General features: G+C 66.3%; 25 protein-coding genes. 15 read left to right on the forward strand and 10 right to left on the reverse strand.

Annotation, left to right across the window (positions count from 1 at the left end):
• Nucleotides 1-45 precede the first annotated feature (45 nt).
• Both MYCSM_RS02570 and MYCSM_RS02575 read right to left on the reverse strand, forming a co-directional pair.
• Nucleotides 46-915 (reverse strand): polyphosphate kinase 2 family protein, encoded by an 870-nt coding sequence (locus MYCSM_RS02570; protein ID WP_015304567.1) that lies wholly within the window; start codon nucleotides 913-915, stop codon nucleotides 46-48.
• Entirely contained in the window at nucleotides 908-1,618 is a 711-nt protein-coding gene (locus MYCSM_RS02575; RefSeq protein ID WP_015304568.1) for a TetR/AcrR family transcriptional regulator, read from the reverse strand. The genes MYCSM_RS02570 and MYCSM_RS02575 overlap by 8 nt, the downstream gene beginning before the upstream one ends.
• 102 nt (nucleotides 1,619-1,720) lie before the next feature.
• On the opposite strand from MYCSM_RS02575, the gene MYCSM_RS02580 reads away from it, so the two are divergent.
• The 6 genes from MYCSM_RS02580 to deoC all read left to right on the forward strand — a co-directional run bounded on the left by MYCSM_RS02580 (nucleotide 1,721) and on the right by deoC (nucleotide 5,722).
• Nucleotides 1,721-3,052, forward strand: coding sequence for a DUF445 domain-containing protein (locus MYCSM_RS02580; RefSeq protein ID WP_015304569.1), 1,332 nt, complete (start codon nucleotides 1,721-1,723; stop codon nucleotides 3,050-3,052).
• Between the two features lie 109 nt (nucleotides 3,053-3,161).
• Nucleotides 3,162-3,620, forward strand: coding sequence for a helix-turn-helix domain-containing protein (locus MYCSM_RS02585; protein ID WP_015304570.1), 459 nt, complete (start codon nucleotides 3,162-3,164; stop codon nucleotides 3,618-3,620).
• Nucleotides 3,621-3,633: 13 nt separating this feature from the next.
• Nucleotides 3,634-4,251, forward strand: a complete 618-nt coding sequence (locus MYCSM_RS02590; RefSeq protein WP_015304571.1) for a hypothetical protein — start codon at nucleotides 3,634-3,636, stop codon at nucleotides 4,249-4,251.
• Nucleotides 4,252-4,322: 71 nt separating this feature from the next.
• A complete protein-coding gene (locus MYCSM_RS02595; protein ID WP_015304572.1) occupies nucleotides 4,323-4,604 on the forward strand; it encodes a DUF2516 family protein in 282 nt (93 codons plus the stop codon).
• Between the two features lie 2 nt (nucleotides 4,605-4,606).
• Complete coding sequence (locus MYCSM_RS02600) at nucleotides 4,607-5,044, forward strand: DUF2599 domain-containing protein (protein WP_015304573.1); 438 nt, start codon at nucleotides 4,607-4,609, stop codon at nucleotides 5,042-5,044.
• Nucleotides 5,045-5,722 carry a deoxyribose-phosphate aldolase gene (gene deoC, locus MYCSM_RS02605; protein WP_015304574.1) on the forward strand — a complete coding sequence of 226 codons (678 nt, stop codon included), beginning with the start codon at nucleotides 5,045-5,047 and terminating at the stop codon, nucleotides 5,720-5,722.
• Here deoC and MYCSM_RS02610 read toward each other — a convergent pair.
• Genes MYCSM_RS02610 through MYCSM_RS02630 form a run of 5 tightly spaced genes read right to left on the reverse strand, consistent with a single transcriptional unit; the run spans nucleotide 5,719 to nucleotide 9,354 of the window.
• A complete protein-coding gene (locus MYCSM_RS02610) occupies nucleotides 5,719-6,609 on the reverse strand; it encodes an LmeA family phospholipid-binding protein (protein WP_015304575.1) in 891 nt (296 codons plus the stop codon). The genes deoC and MYCSM_RS02610 overlap by 4 nt on opposite strands.
• Nucleotides 6,606-7,430, reverse strand: a complete 825-nt coding sequence (locus MYCSM_RS02615; protein WP_015304576.1) for a carbon-nitrogen hydrolase family protein — start codon at nucleotides 7,428-7,430, stop codon at nucleotides 6,606-6,608. Before MYCSM_RS02615 ends, MYCSM_RS02610 begins: the two co-directional genes overlap by 4 nt.
• A gap of 5 nt (nucleotides 7,431-7,435) precedes the next feature.
• Entirely contained in the window at nucleotides 7,436-8,332 is an 897-nt protein-coding gene (locus MYCSM_RS02620; protein ID WP_083906226.1) for an SAM-dependent methyltransferase, read from the reverse strand.
• Complete coding sequence (locus tag MYCSM_RS02625) at nucleotides 8,307-8,822, reverse strand: DUF2505 domain-containing protein (protein ID WP_051073693.1); 516 nt, start codon at nucleotides 8,820-8,822, stop codon at nucleotides 8,307-8,309. The genes MYCSM_RS02620 and MYCSM_RS02625 overlap by 26 nt, the downstream gene beginning before the upstream one ends.
• A gap of 22 nt (nucleotides 8,823-8,844) precedes the next feature.
• Nucleotides 8,845-9,354, reverse strand: a complete 510-nt coding sequence (locus MYCSM_RS02630; protein ID WP_015304579.1) for a DUF2505 domain-containing protein — start codon at nucleotides 9,352-9,354, stop codon at nucleotides 8,845-8,847.
• Between the two features lie 26 nt (nucleotides 9,355-9,380).
• On the opposite strand from MYCSM_RS02630, the gene MYCSM_RS02635 reads away from it, so the two are divergent.
• A complete protein-coding gene (locus MYCSM_RS02635; protein WP_015304580.1) occupies nucleotides 9,381-10,427 on the forward strand; it encodes a UDP-N-acetylmuramate dehydrogenase in 1,047 nt (348 codons plus the stop codon).
• Between the two features lie 15 nt (nucleotides 10,428-10,442).
• Nucleotides 10,443-11,732 (forward strand): L,D-transpeptidase, encoded by a 1,290-nt coding sequence (locus MYCSM_RS02640; protein ID WP_015304581.1) that lies wholly within the window; start codon nucleotides 10,443-10,445, stop codon nucleotides 11,730-11,732.
• Between the two features lie 59 nt (nucleotides 11,733-11,791).
• Here MYCSM_RS02640 and MYCSM_RS02645 read toward each other — a convergent pair whose 3' ends face one another.
• Nucleotides 11,792-12,550, reverse strand: coding sequence for an SDR family oxidoreductase (locus MYCSM_RS02645; RefSeq protein ID WP_015304582.1), 759 nt, complete (start codon nucleotides 12,548-12,550; stop codon nucleotides 11,792-11,794).
• A 159-nt stretch (nucleotides 12,551-12,709) separates the two neighbouring features.
• Between MYCSM_RS02645 and MYCSM_RS02650 the strand changes: the two genes are divergently transcribed.
• From MYCSM_RS02650 to MYCSM_RS02680, 7 genes are all read left to right on the forward strand, one after another.
• Complete coding sequence (locus MYCSM_RS02650) at nucleotides 12,710-14,014, forward strand: ROK family protein (protein ID WP_015304583.1); 1,305 nt, start codon at nucleotides 12,710-12,712, stop codon at nucleotides 14,012-14,014.
• A gap of 102 nt (nucleotides 14,015-14,116) precedes the next feature.
• A complete protein-coding gene (gene mshA, locus MYCSM_RS02655; protein WP_015304584.1) occupies nucleotides 14,117-15,451 on the forward strand; it encodes a D-inositol-3-phosphate glycosyltransferase in 1,335 nt (444 codons plus the stop codon).
• Nucleotides 15,448-15,966, forward strand: coding sequence for a YbjN domain-containing protein (locus tag MYCSM_RS02660; protein ID WP_015304585.1), 519 nt, complete (start codon nucleotides 15,448-15,450; stop codon nucleotides 15,964-15,966). Before mshA ends, MYCSM_RS02660 begins: the two co-directional genes overlap by 4 nt.
• A 13-nt stretch (nucleotides 15,967-15,979) precedes the next feature.
• A complete protein-coding gene (locus MYCSM_RS02665) occupies nucleotides 15,980-16,723 on the forward strand; it encodes a phosphoglyceromutase (RefSeq protein ID WP_015304586.1) in 744 nt (247 codons plus the stop codon).
• 129 nt (nucleotides 16,724-16,852) lie between these two features.
• On the forward strand, nucleotides 16,853-18,031 hold the full coding sequence (locus MYCSM_RS02670; RefSeq protein ID WP_015304587.1) for a sensor histidine kinase: 1,179 nt from the start codon (nucleotides 16,853-16,855) through the stop codon (nucleotides 18,029-18,031).
• An 8-nt stretch (nucleotides 18,032-18,039) separates the two neighbouring features.
• The gene (gene regX, locus MYCSM_RS02675; RefSeq protein WP_015304588.1) at nucleotides 18,040-18,726 is read left to right on the forward strand and encodes a two-component sensory transduction protein RegX; all 687 of its coding nucleotides are present in this window, start codon (nucleotides 18,040-18,042) and stop codon (nucleotides 18,724-18,726) included.
• Nucleotides 18,727-18,885: 159 nt separating this feature from the next.
• Nucleotides 18,886-20,178, forward strand: a complete 1,293-nt coding sequence (locus tag MYCSM_RS02680; protein WP_015304589.1) for a glycosyltransferase 87 family protein — start codon at nucleotides 18,886-18,888, stop codon at nucleotides 20,176-20,178.
• Here MYCSM_RS02680 and MYCSM_RS02685 read toward each other — a convergent pair.
• Both MYCSM_RS02685 and MYCSM_RS02690 read right to left on the reverse strand, forming a co-directional pair.
• The gene (locus tag MYCSM_RS02685; protein WP_015304590.1) at nucleotides 20,116-20,442 is read right to left on the reverse strand and encodes a YciI family protein; all 327 of its coding nucleotides are present in this window, start codon (nucleotides 20,440-20,442) and stop codon (nucleotides 20,116-20,118) included. The genes MYCSM_RS02680 and MYCSM_RS02685 overlap by 63 nt on opposite strands.
• Nucleotides 20,439-21,236 carry a hypothetical protein gene (locus MYCSM_RS02690; RefSeq protein ID WP_015304591.1) on the reverse strand — a complete coding sequence of 266 codons (798 nt, stop codon included), beginning with the start codon at nucleotides 21,234-21,236 and terminating at the stop codon, nucleotides 20,439-20,441. The genes MYCSM_RS02685 and MYCSM_RS02690 overlap by 4 nt, the downstream gene beginning before the upstream one ends.

Below are 21,236 nucleotides of genomic sequence, written 5' to 3' on the forward strand. Positions count from 1 at the left end.
TGACGTAAATCAGCCGGAATCCGTCATGTATCCGACGCTCGACTCCTAAGCCTTGGCTAGTCGCTTCTTCTCCGCCTCGACATCGAAATCGGGTGCCGGCCAAGACAAGTCGAGCCCTTCGAGCGCCTCGATCAATAGCTCCAGTATCGCCAGTCGGCTGTACCACTTGCGATCGCACGGCACCACATGCCACGGCGCCACATCGGTTGACGTGCGCTCGAGCATCGCCTGATAAGCCTCCTGATATGCCGGCCACAGACGTCGCTCGTCGAGGTCACTCGGGTTGTACTTCCAATACTTGTCGGGTCGGTTGAGTCGCGCTGCCAGCCGGGCCTTCTGCTCATCGAGTGAGACGAACATCGCCACCTTGATGATCGTCGTCCCCGCGGCGACAAGCTTGCGCTCGAACCGGTTGATCTCCTCGTAGCGGTTGCCCCAGACCTCCGGCGGCACCAGGTTGTGCACCCGAACGATCAGCACATCTTCGTAATGAGAGCGGTCGAACACGCCGATATGGCCGGGGGGCGGTAGTGCACGCCGGATCCGCCACAGATAGTGATGCTTGAGTTCCTCGTCGGTCGGCTTCCCGAACGCGTGGTAGCGGATACCTTGCGGATTAGCTGCTCCCACAACGTGTTTGACGACGCCGCCCTTACCGGCGGTGTCCATCCCCTGCAGCACCAACAACAGCGACCGCTGGTCGTCGCCGCCCTTGCTTCTGGCGAACAGCATCTCCTGCAACTCTGCGAAGCGCTTGTTTCGGTCAGGCTGCAGGTCGGCCGCATCGGCCTTCTTCCCCTTGAATCCGGGGGTGGCGCTGGTGTCGATGTCCGCGACCTTGTTGCCCTGGCGATACGCCAGATGCTTGTGCGGCTCGTGGGTCCAGGGTTCGGGCAGATCTCCGGGCTTAGTCATCAGCCAGTAATTGTGGCGGCAATCCCGGCGACGGGTGTGGTCCTTCGCGGAACTTCTCCAGCGACCCGCCCACTTCGACGATGCCGCAAAGCGCGTTCCACGACAGCATCGTCAGATAGTCGATCAGATCATCGGCGCTGATCCGCCGGTCGTTCATCCACGAGTGCGTGGCCAGTTGGACCCCGCCGACGGTGTGATACGCCCACGACTCGACCCCGCCGGTGTCCATGCCAACCTCCACCATGCGGCGGCGCAGCATCACCGCGAGCATGCGCGCGATGATCGACTCGGATGCCGCGACGGCCTTGCTCTTGGACGCTGAGTTGTTGGCCATCACGAACTGGTACGGCTCCGGCTCGGAGGCCACTGTTTCGACGTAGACGCGAATGATCTCGCGGGTCAGGTCGAAGCCGTCGAGGTTCGACGTCAGCGCGGCTGTCATGTTCGGGATCAAAGTGGTCTGGGCGAACCGCATCATGACGGCCGTCGTCAAGTCGTTCTTGTCGACGAAATAGCGGTACAGCACCGTCTTGGAGACCCCGATTTCGGCGGCGATTTCGTCCATACTGACGTTGCTGCCGCGTCGACGGATGGCCTCGAGGGTGCCGTCTACCAGCTCATTGCGGCGCTCCACCTTGTGCTTGTGCCAGCGACGTTTGCGTCCATCGGTCTTGACCGCCACCGGAGAGGTCTGCTGTGCCACTATCCCCGTGATCCATTCCGTAGTCCCCCTTGATAGTACGGCCGATCTTGTTTCGGGGGCTGGCACGACGGGCCCGGCGCGCAGGTAGCGGATGATGGAGGTGTGGCACACAGACCGGACGTCGGCAGGCGGCCCGTTGCACCGGCGACACGGGCCAGTTTCGCCGAGTCGTTAGCGGGAGCCGACAGCGTCGCCGACGCCGAACGCCGCCGCGGGCTGCGGCGGATGAAGCTCGTCGCACTGAGCTTCCTGGTCGGCGCCACCGTGATTTTCTTGGTCTGCACCTGGGCCCAGTCCAACGGCGCAGCGTCCTGGGTCGGCTATGTCCGGGCCGCCGCCGAGGCCGGCATGGTCGGCGCGCTCGCCGACTGGTTCGCGGTCACGGCTCTGTTCAAGCATCCGCTGGGCATCCCGATCCCACACACCGCGATCATCAAGCGCAAAAAAGATCAACTCGGCGAGGGCCTCGGTGCGTTCGTTCGGGAGAACTTCATGTCGCCCCAGGTGATCGAGGCCAAGCTGCGCGATGCGCAGGTCGCGGGCCGACTGGGTAAGTGGCTGTCGGAGCCGTCGCACGCCCAGCGCGTCGCGGCCGAAACATCAACGGTGCTAAGGGTTCTCGTGGAGATGCTGCGCGACGAGGATGTGCAGCACGTGCTGGATCGGATGATCGTCAAGCGCGTCGCGGAACCGCAGTGGGGCCCGCCGATCGGCCGCGTGCTGGCCACCCTTCTGGCCGAGCGCCGCCAAGAGGCGCTGCTGCAGCTGCTCGCCGATCGGGCGTTCCAGTGGTCGTTGAACGCCGGCGACATCATCGAGCGGGTGGTCGAGCGCGATTCGCCGACCTGGTCGCCGCGCTGGGTCGACCATCTGGTCGGCGACCGCATCCACCGCGAGCTGATGGACTTCACCGACAAGGTGCGACGCAACCCGGACCATGAACTGCGAAGGTCGGCCACGCGGTTCCTGTTCGAATTCGCCGACGATCTGCAGCACGACGACGCGACGATTCAGCGCGCCGAGAATGTCAAGGAACAGCTGATGGCGCGCGACGAGGTGGCCAGGGCCGCCGAGACGGCGTGGGCCGCGGCCAAGCGCATCATTCTCGAGTCGGTCGACGATCCGTCGTCGGCGTTGCGGACCCGGATCGCCGACTCTGTCGTGCATATCGGCGAGTCGCTCCGAGACGACGCCGACCTGCGCGACAAGGTCGACAACTGGATCATCCGTGCAGCTCAACACCTGGTTTCCGAATATGGGGTGGAGATCACAGCGATCATCACCGAGACCATCGAGCGGTGGGACGCCGACGAGGCCAGCAGGCGTATCGAGCTGCACGTGGGCCGTGACCTGCAATTCATCCGGATCAATGGCACGGTGGTGGGGTCGCTGGCCGGACTGATCATCTATTCGATAGCCCAGCTACTTTTCTGACCTGCGCTAACTAGTGCTTGCAAAAGTTAGCACCCCGTCGTACGGTTAATCGCGTCGCACTGTTGTCAACCCAACATCGATACCGACGCAATACCGAGGGGGCCACGCTATGCCGCAGGATGAAAATCTTGCCGCCGTCGTGTCCAACGCCGCCCAGACCGCGGCGCAGGACATTGGCAGCTTCATCCGTACGCAACGCGAGGCAGCGCAGGTATCCGTGCGGCAGTTGGCCGAGAAGGCCGGCGTCAGCAATCCCTATCTCAGCCAGATCGAGCGGGGATTGCGGAAACCCTCGGCCGACGTGCTGCAGCAGATCGCCAAAGCGCTGCGCGTGTCTGCGGAAGTGCTCTACGTGCGGGCCGGGATTCTCGAGCCCAGCGAGACGAGTGAGGTCCGCGACGCCATCATCACCGACACGGCGATCACCGAGCGGCAGAAGCAGGTGCTGCTCGACATCTACACGTCGTTTTGCCAACAGAACGAAGCCGTCAGTGAGGAGCCGACGACTGAAGCGACTGCAGACCTACCCAAAGCTCTAGAAATTCAACAGTTCAACGAAAGTCAGTGAAAGGAACCACAACATGGCTACGAAGAAGCCTGCGAAGACTGCCAAGAACCAGCCCACCGTTGACGACTTGAAGGCCCCGCTGCTCGCTGCGGTCGGCGCCGCCGACCTCGCGCTCGAGCGGGTCAACGAGATCGTCGCCACCTTGCGTGAGCGTGCCGGCGAGGCTCGCACAGACACCCAGGCGCGCGTCGAGGAGAGCCGTGCCCGGCTGACCAAGCTGCAGGAGGACCTGCCGACCCAGTTCGGCGAGCTGCGTGAGCGGCTGACGTCCGACGAGCTGCGCAAGGTTGCCGAGAGCTACGCAGAGGCGGCTCAGACCCGCTACAACACCCTCGTCGAGCGTGGCGAGGCCGCGCTTGAGCGGCTGCGCAACGTGCCGGCGCTGGAAGAGGGCCGCGGGCGCGTCGAACGCTACAGCGACCAGGCCGTTGAGCTGACCCAGGAGGCCCTCGGCAACGTGGCGTCGCAAACCCGCGCGGTCGGCGAGCGCGCTGCCAAGCTGGTCGGTGTCGAGCTGCCGGCTAAGAAGGCTCCGGCCAAGAAGGCCCCGGCCAAGGCCCCGGCCAAGAAGGCTCCCGCCAAGAAGGCTCCGGCCAAGAAGGCTGCGGCCAAGAAGGTCACCCAGAAGTAAATAGGGGCTCGTGTCGCCGGTAGCGGCGACTCAGAGTCGACCCGGGGACGTAACCCGCTTAGGCTGGCTATGTGGAGCTTCAAGGCCTAGTGGGTTACGTCCTCGCTGTTTTGCAGATAGCGGTGTTGGTGACGACGGTTTATGCGTTCGTTCACGCCGCATTGCAGCGGCCCGACGCCTACACCGCCGCCGAAAAGCTGACCAAGCCGGTCTGGCTGGTGATCCTCGGCGTCGGAGTGCTGCTGGCACTCGTCCTCGGCATCACTGGCGTGGCGATCGCGGCCGTCGCCGCCGGCGTCTACCTCGTCGACGTCCGGCCCAAGATCCTGGAAATCCAGGGCAAGTCCCGCTAGCCGTGCGTCTTCGTCTCGCGGCCGCAGCGGCGGCCGCCACCCTGCCTCTAGTCCTCGCGCCCGTTGCTTCGCTTGTCGCGCTGGCTCCGCCCGCGGAAGCCGACCCGGTGCCCGGCCCGCCGTACGTCGATCACGTCCAGTGGGCGAAGTGGGCCGACCTGTCCAGCCTGCGCGTGTACCCGACGGAGGCCGCGCGGCAGGCGTCGCTGCAGCCAGGCACCGATCCGCAGGCCGACGAGGCGTGGGCCGAGGTGCTCACGCTGTCGCCCGACGCCGATATGCCCGGCATGAAAGCGCAGTTCCTGTGCCACTGGCATTTCGCCGAGTTCGCCGAGCCCGGCAAGGTCAGCTGGAACCTGGAGCCGTGGCGAAATCTGGTCTCCGACCAGCAGATGGTCGCGGCCGGCTGTAACCCCGGCGGCACCGAAGAACCGTTCTAGATGCGCTATAGCCGATCGAGCGTTGCCGCGCTCGTCGACCACACGCTGTTGAAGCCCGAGGCGACGGAGGCCGATGTCGTTGCGCTGCTGCAGGAAGCCGAAGAGCTCGGGGTGTTCGCGGTGTGCGTGTCACCGACCATGGTGGCGACGGCCAAATCGTTTCGAACGGGCGAATATGTGATCGCGTCGGTGGTGGGATTCCCTTCAGGCAAACATCTTTCGGCGATCAAGGCCGAGGAGGCCAAGCTTGCCGTTGCGGCTGGCGCGAGCGAGATCGACATGGTGATCGATGTCGGATCTGCGCTCGAGGGCGACTTCGACGCGGTGCGATCTGATATCGCAACGGTTTTCGCCGCGATGCCGTCTGACACGGTGTTGAAGGTGATCGTGGAGTCGGCTGCGCTGATCGCATTGGGCGGCGAGCAGCGACTGGTCGACGTGTGCAAGATTGCCGAGGATGCCGGCGCCGATTTCGTGAAGACCTCCACCGGTTTTCACCCCAGCGGCGGCGCCTCGGTGCGCGCGGTCGAGCTGATGGCGAAGACCGTCGGTGACCGTCTTGGCGTCAAGGCCAGCGGTGGCATCCGCACGGCTGACGACGCCGTTGCGATGCTGAACGCGGGCGCGACCCGGCTCGGACTATCGGGTACCCGCGTTGTGCTCGACGGGCTGGCTTAAAGACCCGCGAAGCAGGGGTCCTGGTTGCCCTTCGGCATCGATGCGTTTTGCGTCGAAAACTGTGCCACCACACCGGTTTCGGTCACCTGCACTGCGGTTGCGTGGATGCCGAGCGGGTAGCCCTTGGTGAACTGGTCGGTGAAGGCGTCCAGCGCCGGCTGCACTGTCTCGCGCGGGAGTGTGAAGCCCAGGCCGGTCAATTCCGTTACCGGCAACGAGATTCCGTCGTTGGCGACCGTCGGCTTGGTGGTGATGCTGCCAAGTGCGCCCTGCAACTCGACGGTGCCCGCCGACGGGTTGGTGGTCACGCCGGTGACGAAGGAGCCGACGAGCGGGATGGCGTTCTGGATGGTGTCCTTGATGCCCTGCGTCGACCACGTGACGTTGGCCACCAACGAGCCGATCGTCCCGCCGGAATTAGCGGTGTCTCCGAGCCGGACGTCTTTGATGGCCACGTTGACCTTCATGCCCTTGGCCTGACGGATCTGATTGCCCGCGGTCTCGAAGTGAATGTTCGTGTAGTGACCGGTCATGTGCTGCCAGAGGAACGGAGGAAGCGCGTCGAACGACACCGAGGCGCTGTCCTGCACCACGCACTGTGCGGCTGCGGCGATCACGTCGTCGGCACGGCTGCGGGCGTAGAGCTCGCCTGCGAGCAGGCCGGCCGCCACCAGCGCGACGACGATGACCACGGCAAGGACGATCGACAGGGGGTCACGGAACAGGTCCTTGGCCTTGCCCAGCAGCGACGAGTCCTTCTGCGGGGGTGGGGCCTGCGGCGCGGCCGGCTGGGCGGGCTGGCCCGCAGATGCCCCCGGCGGGAACTGGGGCGGCCGCGGTGGGACGGGCGGGACCTGGTTGGCCGGGCGAGCCCAAGGATCGGTCACCTGAGGGATTCTGCCTTACCGAGACGGGTGAACTCTGTCCGGTTGCGCAATACCGCGATCGTCTCGCGGGTCTTCTGCGCCGCATCGAGGTCGAGATCGGTCACGAGCAACTGCGGGTCGGCCCCAGCCGATGCCAGCACCTCGCCGGTCGCCGACGCGACAAGGCTGCCACCGACGCCGACCGGGCCCGCTGCGGCGAGTTCATCACCGGGATACGCCTGGTCGACAGCGGCGACGAGGCCCGTCGTATCGATCGCGCGGGCCCGCGCCAGCAGCTGCCACTGCTCGAGCTTTCCAGGACCCGTGCCCCACGACGCGTGCACCGTGATGAGTTGCGCTCCGCGCGAGGCCAATTCGACGTACAGCTCGGGGAAGCGGACGTCGTAGCACAGGGTCAGTCCGACATTCACGCCGTCGACGGTGATCATCACCGGCTCCCGGCCCGGCGCGACAGTGTCGGACTCGGCGAAACCGAACGCGTCGTACAAATGGATCTTGTCGTAATGCGTATCGACGCCCGGACCCGTCGCGAGCAGCGTGTTGGTCACCCGGCCGGTTCTGTCTTCCTCGGCAGGGACGAACATGCCTGTCACGACGACGACGCCCGCGCGTTCAGCGATGGCGCGGACGGCTGATGCCCACGACCCGTGTAGCGGTTCGGCGATCGGGGCCAGCGGCACGCCGAACCGGCACATGGTTGCCTCGGGGAACAGCACGAGGCGGGCGCCCGCGTCGGCGGCGCGACGGGTGTAGTCCTCGACAAGGCCGAGGTTGGCGGTGGGTTCAGCACCGGCCTGGATCTGCGCGAGGGCAATCCGCATGCTGCTCAGCCTACGGGCGGGACATTCGACCCCGGAGCGCCGACGGGCGCGACATTCGACTTCGGAGCGCCGACGGGCGCAACATTTGACCACGGCACTGAGAGAACGCCGTCGCGCATCCTGCGCCGCGGCGGTTCGACCGGGAAGCCCTCGTCGCGCAGCAGGTCCAGCATCGCGCGCCAGCGCACCCGCGGGCCGAACACCCCGTGACCCGCGACGCTGGCCCACGCGTGATCCGCAGCCGTCAGCAGGCTGTGGATGGGTTGGCCTGCCAGGTTGTGGTGGATCAGCACCTTCGGTAGTCGCTCGGCCAGATCCGACGGCCGCTCGATCGCGAACGGATCGCATGCCAACGTCAGGCTGATCGGCCCCTCCGCGTCGAGCAGCACCCAGCAGCAGCGACGGCCCAACTCGTCGCAGGTGCCGTCGACGATCAGCCCGCCCGGCGCCAACCGTGCCTGCATCGTCGCCCACGCCCCGGGCACGGCTTCCACCGGGTACTGGCGCAGCACGTTGAACGCGCGCACCAAAACCGGTGCGTGTCCGGCCAATTCGAAGCCGCCGAGCCCGAATTCGACAGTGCTGTTTTCGGCGGCGCGCGCCGCCGATACGACACGCTCGGGATGGATCTCGAGGCCGACGACGCGGACGTCGGCGCGTACCACCCGTAGCCGCGCGGCCAACTCCAGCGTCGTCACGGGCAGCGCACCGTAGCCGAGGTCGATCACCAGCGGATCGGCCGCCGCCTGCAGCGCGGCGCGCACCCGTCGTGAGTGCACGAGCCAGCGGTCGCTGCGGCGCAGCCGGTTGTGACCGGTGGTGCCGCGCGTGATGGCCCCGACCGGACCCGCTCGGCCGGCGACATTCGACGCGCCCCTAGTGGTGCTTGGAAATCCAGTCAGCGGTGAACGCCTCCTCGGCGTCGAAGAGCTGTTTGATGTGGTGCAAAATCAGATCCTCCAGCGCGCCACCGACGAACGGGATGTAGACCTTGCAGACGCTGACCAGCCGCAGCTTGCTGCCGGCGTCGGTCTCGGTGAGGAAGTACTGACCGTCAAAGCTGCCGGGGCCGTGGGGAATCGATGCCGAGTAGGCGCCCTGGGCCCGATTCTTGTCGTGGTCATAGCGATCGAAATGCTGCTTGCGGGTGATGATCATGTCGATCGGCACAACGGTCCGCGCGATCGGCGGCAGGTACATCCGCGGCAGGTCCTGCACGAAGACGATGTCGGGGCCGCGCTCAGTGGTCGAGAAGGTCTTGATCTCCGACTGCGGCGTCAGGAAGCGGTAGGCCTCCATCAGGGTTTGCCAGTATTCCCGGCTGGTGAAGTCTTGGTAGATCTTCTCCGCCGGTGCGTCGAATTCGATGGTGTAGTCCATGCGACGCGACATGGAACATAATTTTACTTACGGGTTACGCGTTCTCGGTGATCCACACCGTGGTGAAGCGCTGTTCTTGGATGAGAAGGTCCATCAGCTGACTGCCGATGAAATTCTCGATCTTGCCGCCGACGAGCGGAACGTTGACTTGAACGGTGGCAGTGAAATCCAGCCGCGAACTGTCGCCGGATTTTGCCGGGGCGAGTACGGCCGAACCGCTCAGCGTCGCAGGCGCCCCGATGATCGCGAGCTGAATGGTCGCGGTCGCCCGACCATCGCTGATCGGCGACCAGTTCTCTTCGCGGACAAGGGCCAGATCGCCGCGGTGGAACTGCGTCACGACCGCGGGCAGTCGGTCGGCGCGTAGCCGTTGTGTCGTGACGACGTCGATGCCGTTTCCGTCGACGGTCAACGAATCCAGCGAGTAATCGTCGGCGCCCGAATCGGCCAATCGCGATAGCCAATACTGTTCATCACTGAATGCCTGGTGAACCTGTTCGACGCTGGCACCGTATTCGGTCGCCATGTCGAATGAACGCGGCATAGCTGGCCACGCTACCGTTACCGCCCGTGACCGGTCTGGAACTGGGGGGTGCCGTCGTCGCCGACGATGTACCGCTGGCGCCGCTGACCACGCTGCGCATCGGAGGTGTTGCGCGCCGGTTGATCACGTGCGCAACGACGGAGCAGATCGTCGCCGCGCTGCGGGCACTCGATGACGTTCTGGTGCTCGCGGGCGGGTCGAATGTGGTGCTGGCCGATGACCTCGCCGATCTGACCGTCGTGCTGCTGGCGAACACCGAGATCACGGTCGAGGACAACGTCGTGCGCGCGGAGGCCGGCGCGGTGTGGGACGACGTGGTGGTCACCTCGCTGGCGCACGGGCTCGGCGGGCTGGAATGCCTGTCGGGCATCCCCGGATCGGCGGGCGCGACGCCGGTGCAGAACGTCGGCGCGTACGGCGCCGAAGTCGCCGACACTATCCGCCGCCTCCGGCTGCTCGACCGCCGTACCGGCGAGGATCACTGGGTGACGCCGGATGTTCTCCAATTCGGTTACCGCACAAGCATTCTCAAGCATTCCCAGGACGCGGTCGTACTCGAGGTCGAATTCGAGTTGGACTCCGACGGTCGCAGCGCCCCGATCCGCTACGGCGAACTGGCCGCCGCACTCGACGCCGAGCCGGGATCCACTGCTGATCCCGGACGAGTGCGCGAGGCGGTGCTGTCGCTGCGTGCCGGCAAGGGCATGGTGCTCGACGACGCCGACCACGACACCTGGAGCGTCGGGTCGTTCTTCACCAATCCCGTCGTGTCGGCCGCTGAGTTCGATCGGCTGAACGACAGCGTCGACGGGCCGGTGCCGAACTATCCAGCCCCCGATGGGGTCAAGCTGGCGGCAGGCTGGCTGGTCGAGCGGGCCGGATTCGGCAAGGGTTACCCCGGCGAGGACGCCCCCGCGCGGTTGTCGACCAAGCATGCGCTCGCTGTGACGAACCGGGGCAACGCCACTGCCGCCGACGTAATTGCGCTGGCCAGGGCGGTGCGCGACGGTGTCAGAAAGGCATTCGGGATCGATCTCACACCCGAGCCGATTCTGGTTGAGGCCGCTCTCTAGGTACCCTGGTTCCACGTGAGCCCAGCCAATCCCGTGCCGTCGGTCAGTCGGCGGAAGGCCCTGACCGCCCTCGCGGTCGGGCTCGTCGTGCCGGGCGCACTCGCCGCTTGCGGCAGCAGAGTCGGCAAACCGTCGGCCGAGGCGCCGTCCGCGCCGGCCGCGCCGTCGATCAGCTATCAGCCCGCCAACAAGTCCACTGACGTGGTGCCCGTCGCCCCCGTACGCGTCGACGTGAAGGACGGCTGGTTCCAGAAGGTCACGCTGACCAACGCCGACGGCAAGGTCGTCGCGGGCGCGCTCAACCGCGACCGCACCAGCTTTACCACCACCGAACCGCTCGGCTACGGCGCGTCCTACTCCTGGGCCGGCTCTGTGGTCGGCCACGACGGCAAGGCCGTTCCGGTGCAGGGCAACTTCACCACCATCAAGCCGACCAAGCAGGTCAACGGTGCCTTCCAGCTCGCCGACGGCCAGACCGTCGGTGTCGCCGCGCCGGTCATCATCCAGTTCGACGCGTCGATCTCCGATAAGGCGTCCGTCGAGAAGGCACTGAAGGTCACCACCGAGCCGCCGGTCGAGGGCAGCTGGGCCTGGCTGCCGGACGAGGTGGGCGGTTCACGGGTGCATTACCGCACCAGGGATTACTACCCGGCGGGCACGAAGGTCAGCGTCGTAGCGAAGCTTTACGGCGTTCCGTTCGGTGACGGCGCGTTCGGCGCGCAAGACATCTCGCTGAACTTCGAGATCGGCCGTCGGCAGGTGGTCAAGGCCGAGGCCTCCTCGCACCGCATCCAGGTGCTCGACGGCTCAGGCGCGGTGATCATGGACTTCCCGTGCAGCTACGGCGAGGCCGACCTGCCGCGCAACATCACCCGCAGCGGCATCCACGTCGTCACCGAGAAGTACGAAGACTTCTACATGAGCAACCCCGCGGCCGGGTACAGCAACGTGCATGAGCGATTCGCCGTGCGAATCTCCAACAACGGCGAGTTCATCCACTGCAACCCGAACAGCATTGGCGCACAGGGCAATACGAACGTCACCAATGGGTGCATCAACCTGAACCTGGAGAACTCTCAGGAGTACTTCAACAGCGCGATCTACGGCGACCCCGTCGAGGTCTCCGGCACGTCGATCGAGCTGTCCTACGCCGACGGCGATCTGTGGGACTGGGCAGTGTCGTGGGACGAATGGGTGGCGATGTCGGCGCTGTCGCCGCAGGGCAGACCGTCGGAGATCCCGAGCACCGCGCCTGCCACGCCGTCGGACGCGCCTCAGCCGGTCAACGGCCGACCTGGCGGTTAAGCAGCTGCGCGACCCTGCGTGGCGGCAGCGGTCAGATGTGTCCTGGCATGTTGTTTCCGCTACGTCCGCCGATTGAAGCGGGACCCACTCGCACCGCTGACCTGATCGCGCGGCCTGACCACAATCAGATCCAGATCGACGTGTGACGGGCGGCTGGCGACGAATCCGATCACTTCGGCGATGTCCTCGGCCACCAGCGGCGTGACTCCGTCGTAGACCTTCGCGGCGCGCTCCTCATCGCCTGCGAACCGGCGCAACGAGAAGTCCGTTTTCACCATTCCGGGTGCAACTTCGGTGAGCCGCACCGGTTTCCCGAGTAGCTCGCTGCGCAGCGTGCGGTGCAGAACGCCCTGCGCGTGCTTCGCCGACGTGTACCCCGAGCCACCGTCGTAAATCTCGACCGCTGCGATCGAGGTGACCGTGACGATCAAACCGTCGCCCGAATCGATCAGCTTCGGCAGCAGCGCCTTGGTCACGCGCAGCGTGCCGATCACGTTCGATTCCCACATCCAGCGCCAGTGGTCGAGGTCGGCTTCCATCACAGGCTCCAGCCCCCGAGCGCCCCCGGCGTTGTTGACGAGCACGTCGACCCGGTCCAGGTCACCGGCCAGCGCCGTGACGTCCTCATCTCTTGTGACGTCCGCCACAATCGCGGAACCGCCGATCTGGTCAGCGAGCGCCTTGGTGGGGCCCTCCCGGCGGGCCACGCAAACGACGTGAAAGCCTTGTGCCGCAAGTGTTCTCGCGGTCGCTTCGCCGATGCCCGCACTGGCTCCGGTGACCACCGCGACCCGCTGGGAGGCTGAAGATGTCGTCATCTGCCCAACTTTAGTTGGCGTGCTAAGTTCACCGTGTGTACCGGAGCTGTTGTTGTCGCCGCGTGATCAGTCACGCCTGACCGACCCCCGGATAACTGTCTGAGTTGAGTCGCAGGTGTGGCCAGGACCCACCAGCCGACTTCAACAAAGGACAGACCCGTGCGTACTTCCTCCACTACCGCCCTCCGTCAGCCGGCGACCTCGAACAAGGGTGTCCGCAGTAACCGGGCGCTTGCGCCAGCGAGCTATCCCCAGGCGCGGCACCGCGTCGTTGCGCCGTCGCTGAAGCTGGCCGACGCGGCGGCGGCCTCGGTGTTCAGCGCGGCGCGGCTGCGCGGCCCGATCGCCCGCGACGTGATCGCCCAAGTCACGCAGTTGTCCATCGCGACGGTGAACCGGCAGGTGACCGCGCTGCTGGATGCGGGCATCCTGCGCGAGCGGGCCGACCTCGCCGTCTCGGGCGCCATCGGCAGGCCCCGCGTGCCCGTCGAGGTCAACCACGAGCCGTTCCTGACGCTCGGCATCCACGTCGGCGCGCGGACGACCAGCATCGTGGCCACCGACCTGTTCGGGCGCACGCTGGATGCGGTCGAGACGCCGACTCCGCGTGGTGCGCAGGCCGCGGCGCTGGCGTCGCTGGCAGGCAGTGCCCGCCGCTACCTGAGCCGCTGGCACCGCAGGCGCCCGCTGTGGGTTGGCGTGGCCGCCGGTGGCGTCGTTGACAGCGCGACCGGCTACCTGGACCACCCGCGACTGGGGTGGTCCGATGCGCCGGTCGGGCCGGTGCTCGCCGAGACGCTCGGCCTTCCGGTATCGGTGGCCTCCCACGTTGACGCGATGGCGGGCGCCGAACTGCTGCTTGGCGTGCGTCGCCAGCCCACCCCGTCGACCACCAGCCTGTACGTCTATGCCCGCGAGACCGTCGGCTACGCGCTGTCGATCGGCGGGCGCGTGCATTCACCGACCAGCGGCCCCGGCACCATCGCCGCGCTGCCGGTTCAGTCGGAACTGCTTGGCGGCAGCGGCCAACTGGAGTCCACGGTGAGTGACGAGGCCGTGCTGACCGCCGCCCGCAAAGCACGCATCATCCCGGCCGAGGGGCCGGCGTCGACGGTGACGGCTGTGATGAAGGCGGCCCGGCAGGGCAACCAGCAGGCTCAGGCGCTGCTCGCCGAGCGGGCCCGCGTGCTCGGCCAGGCCGTCGCGCTGCTGCGCGACATGCTCAACCCCGACGACCTGGTGGTCGGCGGCCAGGCGTTCACCGAGTACCCCGAGGGCATGAACCTCGTCGAGGCGGCCTACGCCGAGCGGTCGGTGCTGCCCGCCCGCGACATCCGGGTCACCGCGTTCGGAAACCGGGTGCAGGAAGCGGGCGCAGGCGTGGTGTCGCTCGGTGGGCTCTACGCGGATCCGATCGGTGCCATGCGCCGCGTCCAGAGCCGTCGCCCGGAAGCGTCTGCATAGCGATTTGCCGCTTAGCGGGTTGATCACTCACGCGTAGCGTTGGTAATCCACCCGCTAAACCTGAAGAAGTTCGCGCCAGCGCCGCGGTGTAGACATGACTGTGTGCGCCTAGCAACAGATCTGCAGGGTTCGAACGCCGCCGGTCTTCCGGTTCCACGCCGCGTCGCTGTGCTCTCGGTGCACACCTCCCCGCTGGCTCAGCCCGGTACGGGCGATGCGGGCGGTATGAACGTCTACGTGCTGCAGAGCGCGCTGCAGATGGCGCGCCGCGGCGTCGAGGTGGAGATCTTCACCCGCGCGACGTCGTCGGCCGATCAGCCCGTCGTCAAGGTGGCGCCCGGTGTGCTGGTGCGCAACGTCGTCGCCGGACCCTTCGAGGGCCTCGACAAGTACGACCTGCCGACCCAGCTGTGCGCGTTCACCGCGGGCGTGCTGCGCGCAGAAGCCACCCATGAGCCTGGCTACTACGACATCGTGCATTCGCACTACTGGCTGTCCGGACAGGTCGGCTGGCTGGCCCGCGACCGGTGGGCGGTGCCGCTCGTGCACACCGCGCACACGCTGGCCGCGGTGAAGAACGCCGCGCTGGCCGATGGGGACTCGCCGGAACCACCGCTGCGGGCGGTCGGCGAGCAGCAGGTGGTCGACGAGGCGGACCGGTTGATCGTCAACACTGAACATGAAGCGGCGCAACTGGTTTCGCTGCATCACGCCGATCCGGCCCGCATCGATGTGGTGCACCCCGGCGTCGACCTCGAGATGTTCACCCCCGGCGACAAGCGCGCCGCCCGCTCCGCGCTGGGGCTCGACTCCGACGAGCAGGTGCTGGCGTTCGTCGGCCGTATCCAACCGCTCAAGGCGCCCGACGTGCTGTTGCGCGCCGCGGCCAAGCTTCCGGGCGTGCGGGTTCTGGTGGCCGGCGGGCCGTCGGGCAGCGGGCTGGCCGCGCCGGACGGGCTGGTTCGGCTGGCCGACGAACTGGGTATCGCCGACCGCGTCACGTTCCTGCCGCCGCAGTCGCGCGATCAGCTCGTCGAGGTGTTCCGGGCCGCCGACCTCGTCGGCGTGCCGAGCTACTCGGAGTCCTTCGGACTGGTCGCCATCGAGGCACAGGCCTGCGGCACACCGGTGGTGGCCGCTGCTGTCGGTGGACTGCCGGTCGCCGTGCGCGGCGGGGTCACCGGCTCGCTCGTCGACGGCCACGATGTCGACGACTGGGCCCAGGCGATCGATGCCTTGTTCAAGCGCGGCCCCGAGACCATGAGCAGTGCGGCCGTCGAACATGCCGCGACGTTCTCGTGGGCGCACACCGTCGACTCGCTGCTGGCCAGCTATGGCCACGCCATCGCCGACTATCGCGCCCGGCATCGGGTGCCGGACGTCGCGGCGCGGCGCAACGGCCGTCGGTTCTCGATGAGGCGGGGTGTGCGGGCTTGACCCCCGATGTTCAGCAGGTCATCGAGGACACCTGCAAGGAGCACGGCCTGGTCTGCACCCCTCACAAGGGTGCTCACGGCGGCCTGCCGGGCATCATCGTCGAGTTGCCCGGCGAGCGTCGGCTGAAGACCAACACCATCCTGTCCATCGGCGAACATTCCGTGCGCGTCGAGGCCTTCGTCTGCCGCAAGCCCGACGAAAACCACGAGGGGGTTTACCGGTTCCTGCTCAAGCGCAATCGCAGGCTCTACGGCGTGGCCTACACGCTCGACAACGTCGGCGACATCTATCTGGTCGGCCGGATGTCGCTGGAATCGGTCAGCCCCGACGAGGTCGATCGCATCCTGGGGCAGGTACTCGAGGCCGTCGACTCGGACTTCAATACGTTGCTGGAGTTGGGTTTTCGGTCGTCGATCCAAAAAGAGTGGGAGTGGCGGGTATCGCGCGGGGAGTCGCTGAAGAACCTGCAGGCGTTCGCGCACCTGATCGACGAGGACGACGACGAACGGGCGTGAGAAGATCGGCGTCATGGCAGCCACGCTGATCCTGCTCCGCCACGGCGAGAGTGACTGGAACCAGAAGAACCTGTTCACCGGCTGGGTCGACGTCGACCTCACCGAGAAGGGCAGGGCCGAAGCGGTCCGCGCCGGCGAACTGATCAAGGCGCTGGACCGTCAGCCCGACGTGCTCTACACCTCGCTACTGCGTCGCGCGATCAACACCGCCAACCTCGCGCTGGACGCCGCCGACCGGCATTGGATCCCGGTGCACCGCGACTGGCGGCTCAACGAGCGCCACTACGGCGCGCTGCAGGGCCTGGACAAGGCCGAGACCAAGGCAAAGTACGGCGACGAGCAGTTCATGGCGTGGCGGCGCAGCTATGACACGCCGCCGCCGCCGATCGAACCGGGCAGCAAGTACAGCCAGGACACCGATCCGCGCTACGCCGACATCAACGGCGGCCCGCTGACCGAATGCCTCAAAGACGTCGTCGAGCGGTTTGTGCCGTACTACGAGAGCACGATCGTGCCCGACTTGCGGGCCGGCAAGACGGTGCTGATCGCGGCCCACGGCAACTCGTTGCGGGCACTCGTGAAGTACCTTGACGGCATGTCTGACGAGGACGTCGTCGGGCTCAACATCCCCACCGGAATCCCGCTCCGCTACGACCTCGACGGCGACCTGCGGCCGACAATCATCGGCGGGGAGTATCTGGACCCCGAGGCGGCGGCCGCGGGTGCGGCAGCGGTTGCCGCGCAGGGCGCCAAGTAGGCTTCAGCCGGTGCCGTACGGCAAACTCTGGGTAAACGGCTACCGAACACCTGCGATTGGGCATGTGACATGTCCCGTTTTGGCCGCACGCTGCTGGGATGACGTTCACCCGATGCGTACGATTTTCGCGTGAGTGTGGTATCGGCGCTCCTCCTTGTGGGGGCCGTGGCGCTGCTCGCACTGGTAATCGGTGTCGGGTTGGGGGTAGGCGTTACCCCGCGCATCCTGGAAAACCGGCGACGGCGCGCGACCGAGCAGTCCGGCATCACCGTTTCGCAGATGCTCGAGCACATCGTCTCGGGTTCGCCGGTGGGGATCGTCGTGGTCGATACCTACCGTGACGTCGTCTACACCAACGACCGGGCCCGGGAACTCGGGCTGGTCCGTGACCGGCTGCTCGACGACCGCGCCTGGCTGGCAGCGGAGCGCACGCTGGCGACCGGAGAAGACGGTGAGGTCGACCTGTCGCCGCGTAAGCGCGCGAACCCAGGCCGGTCCGGCCTGTCGGTGCGTGGGCACGTGCAGTTGCTGACCGATCAGGATCGCCGATTCGCGGTCGTCTACGTCGACGACCAGTCCGAGCACGCCCGCATGGAAGCGACGCGCAGGGATTTTGTTGCCAACGTCAGCCACGAGCTCAAGACGCCGGTCGGCGCGATGGGCGTGCTCGCAGAGGCCCTACTGGCGTCGGCCGAAGACCCCGATACTGTCCGCCGATTCGCCGAGAAGATGCTCACCGAATCGAACCGGCTGGCGAACATGGTCGGCGAGCTGATCGATTTGTCCAGGCTGCAAGGTGGCGAGCGGCTGCCTGATCTGGAGGCCGTCGATGTCGACCATGTGGTGGCCGAGGCGCTGTCGCGCTACAAGGTGGCCGCGGACAATGCCGACATCGCCGTCACCACCGACGCCCCGACCGGCTATCGGGTCTACGGCGATCAACCGCTGCTGGTGACCGCGATCGCGAATCTGGTGTCGAACGCAATTGCCTACTCGTCCAACGGTTCTCCGGTGTCGATCAGCCGACGCCGGCGCGGCGACAACATCGAAATCGCGGTCACCGACCGTGGCATCGGTATCGCGCGTGAGGACCAGGAGCGGGTGTTCGAGCGGTTCTTCCGCGTCGACAAGGCACGCTCACGCGCCACCGGCGGCACGGGACTGGGCTTGGCGATCGTCAAGCACGTCGCCGCCAATCACAACGGATCCATCCGGCTGTGGAGTCAGCCGGGAACCGGATCGACATTCACCTTGTCGATTCCGGCCTACCCCGATCATGAAGATGCATCGGACGAGCGAGAGGACTAGCCAGACCAATGACCAGCGTGTTGATCGTGGAGGACGAGGAGTCCTTGGCCGATCCCCTGGCCTTTCTCCTTCGTAAGGAGGGCTTTGAGGCCACCGTGGTGGCTGACGGTCCGTCGGCCCTGGCGGAATTCGAGCGTGCCGGAGCCGACATCGTGCTGCTGGACCTGATGCTGCCCGGTATGAGCGGTACCGACGTATGCAAGCAATTGCGTTCGCGCTCAAGCGTTCCCGTCATCATGGTGACGGCGCGCGACAGCGAGATCGACAAGGTCGTCGGACTTGAACTCGGCGCCGACGACTACGTCACCAAGCCTTATTCCGCGCGTGAGCTGATTGCGCGGATCCGGGCGGTGTTGCGCCGGGGCAACGACACCGATGACTCTGCCATGGGCGACGGCGTGCTGGAGGCCGGCCCGGTGCGGATGGACGTCGAGCGCCACGTCGTGTCTGTCAGTGGTGAAGCAATTACGTTGCCGCTCAAGGAATTCGACCTGCTCGAGTACCTGATGCGCAACAGCGGTCGAGTGCTCACCCGCGGCCAGCTGATCGATCGAGTCTGGGGTGCCGACTATGTGGGCGACACCAAGACGCTCGACGTTCACGTCAAGCGGCTGCGGTCCAAGATCGAGGCGGACCCGGCGAACCCGGTGCACCTGGTGACGGTGCGCGGCCTCGGCTACAAGCTCGAGGGCTGAGCTTCTTCTGGCCGAACGTGGGTTACCCGCACGCTTTCACCCACGAAAGCGTGACACAACCCCACACTCGGCGGGAGATGGTCCCTGAGAGGCGTTCACAACTAACTCGTCTACTGTGGGCCCCTCGTAACAATGGGCCGACACAGCGGACGACGACTAGTGACTACTGAGACCACACAAAACAACACCAACACCAACACCAACACCAACACCAACACCATTACCCCCTGGGTGCGTCGTGGTGGCCCGGCGATCGCGGCAATAGCGCTGGTCATGTACATCGCGGCGTACGTGCACTGGCCGACGCTGCGGATGCAGATCGACCTGATGGTGTACCGCTTCGCCGCGGAGCACCTCGTGGCGGGGCTCGACCTGTACTCGACGGGTTTGACCGGCAATCACACCGAGTTGCTGTTCATCTACCCTCCATTCGCCGCGATCTGCGCGACGCCGCTGGCACTGCTCGACAGCGCAACCGTGCAATGGCTGTGGCTGTTCGGCATGGTGGCCGCGCTGACGTACGCAGTCGTGCGGATGCTGACGTCGATGGGTATGCGCGCCGGCGTTGCCCTCGTCAGCCTCACCGCGTTGCTTGTCGGTGTGACCGCATGGCTCGAGCCGCTGCGGCTGACGGCCGAGTTGGGGCAGATCAACGTCGTCCTGCTGGTGCTTGTGGTGGTTGACGTACTGGGGCGCAGCAAGTGGTCGGGCATCGGCATCGGGTTGGCCGCGGGCCTCAAGCTCACGCCCGCGCTGTTCATCATCTACCTGTTGGCGACCCGACGGTTCCGGGCGGCGCTGGTGGCGGGGGCGACGTTCGCCGCCACGGTGGGGCTCGGATTCGCCGTCGCGCCAACCGATTCCACAACATATTGGCTGCACGGCCGATTCGATGACGTCAACCGCATCTCGCACGATCCGCTCGCGAACACCAGCGTCCGCGGCCTGCTGCTGCGGCTGCACGCTTCGCCGACGGTGGCCACCGTCGCCTCATTCGTCGTCGCGGCCATCGCCGTGCTGATCGCCGCGATGGCCTATCGAAGGGGCCAGGCCGTGTTGGCGCTTGCCATCGTCGGGCTGGCCAGTGCGGCCGCTTCACCGTTCAGCTGGAGTCACCACTGGGTGTGGTTCGCGCCGTTGGTCGTTCATCTCGGGTACCGCGGGTACGTCGCAGGCAGCAAGGCGGCGGCGGTGTCGATGTGGCTGCTGTGCGCACTGCTCGGCGGATGGATCGTATTCACGGCCGGTGACAGCCCGCAGGCGGGCATTCTGTCCCTGCGGCTGGGCGGCGTGTGGCCCGAAATCTTGCCTGACGCTTATGTTTTGGTATTCGCCGCGGCCTTGCTCGGTTCGGTGGTCTGGCTGCGACGCTTCGGTGGTGACGCGGAGCTAGAGCGTTCGCCCGCCCATGATCTCGAACACCTCGAAGGTGTTGAGGCCGGCCAACACTGAGGGATCACGCTCGCCGATCTCGAGCACCTCGGCGCGGTCGGCGACGCGCATCACTGCCATGCCCCACATGCCTTCAGGATCGGCGACCGGACCGTAGACCAGCACCTTGCCGTCGGCCATCAGCTGTTCGAAGTAGGTCAGATGATCGGCCATCGTCTTGCGCTCGTCGTCGGTCATCGTCTGGGCGAAGTCGGCGCGCGGCGGAATGAGCCGGAACAGGAACAGCGATGACCCTTCGCGCGAAGAGCCGGCGTCTTCGGTCATTCGGCGAGGCGGGTCGCTGGGTGCACGGCGATCAGCCCTAACCCGCTGCGCCGCTTGCACATTGCGGCCAGCTCGGCGTACGCCTTCTCGCCGAGCAGTTCGGTCAGCTCGGGGCCGTACGACTCCCACACCTGCTTGGCGCCGACGTGTGCGTTCGGGTCACCCGTGCAGTACCAGTGCAAGTCCGCGCCACCCTCGCCCCAGCCGCGGCGGTCGTACTCGGTGATCACGGTTCGCAGCACCTCGGTGCCGTCGGGGCGCTCCACCCAGTCCTGGGTGCGGCGGATCGGCAGCTGCCAGCACACGTCAGGCTTCATCGTCAACGGCTCGACGCCCAGCTTGAGCGCCTTGCTGTGCAGCGCACAGCCGATACCCGCCGGAAAACCAGGCCTGTTCAGAAAGATGCAGGCGCCCTTGTACTTTCGCGTGCGAAGGTTGGGTTTGTCGTCGTATTCGTCCCACTCCAGGTAGCCCTTCTTGCCGAGCCCCTTGTCGCGAAACTGCCAATCCTCATCGGTCAGCTGCTTGACGGCATCATCCAGCCGCGCGCGGTCGTCCTTGTCGGAAAGGAACGCCCCGTGCGAGCAACAACCGTCGTCGGGCCTGCCCTCCACCGTGCCCTTACACGCCGGCGTGCCGAACACACATGTCCACCTCGACAGCAGCCATGTCATGTCGGCGGCGATCAGATGTTCGGGGTTGTCCGGGTCATAGAACTCCACCCACTCACGGGCGAAGTCCAATTCCACCTCACCTGGATGCGATGCGCTCACAAAAGTAAACGGTAGCTCCAT

The sequence above is a fragment of the Mycobacterium sp. JS623 genome (genome assembly GCF_000328565.1).
Taxonomy (GTDB): domain Bacteria; phylum Actinomycetota; class Actinomycetes; order Mycobacteriales; family Mycobacteriaceae; genus Mycobacterium.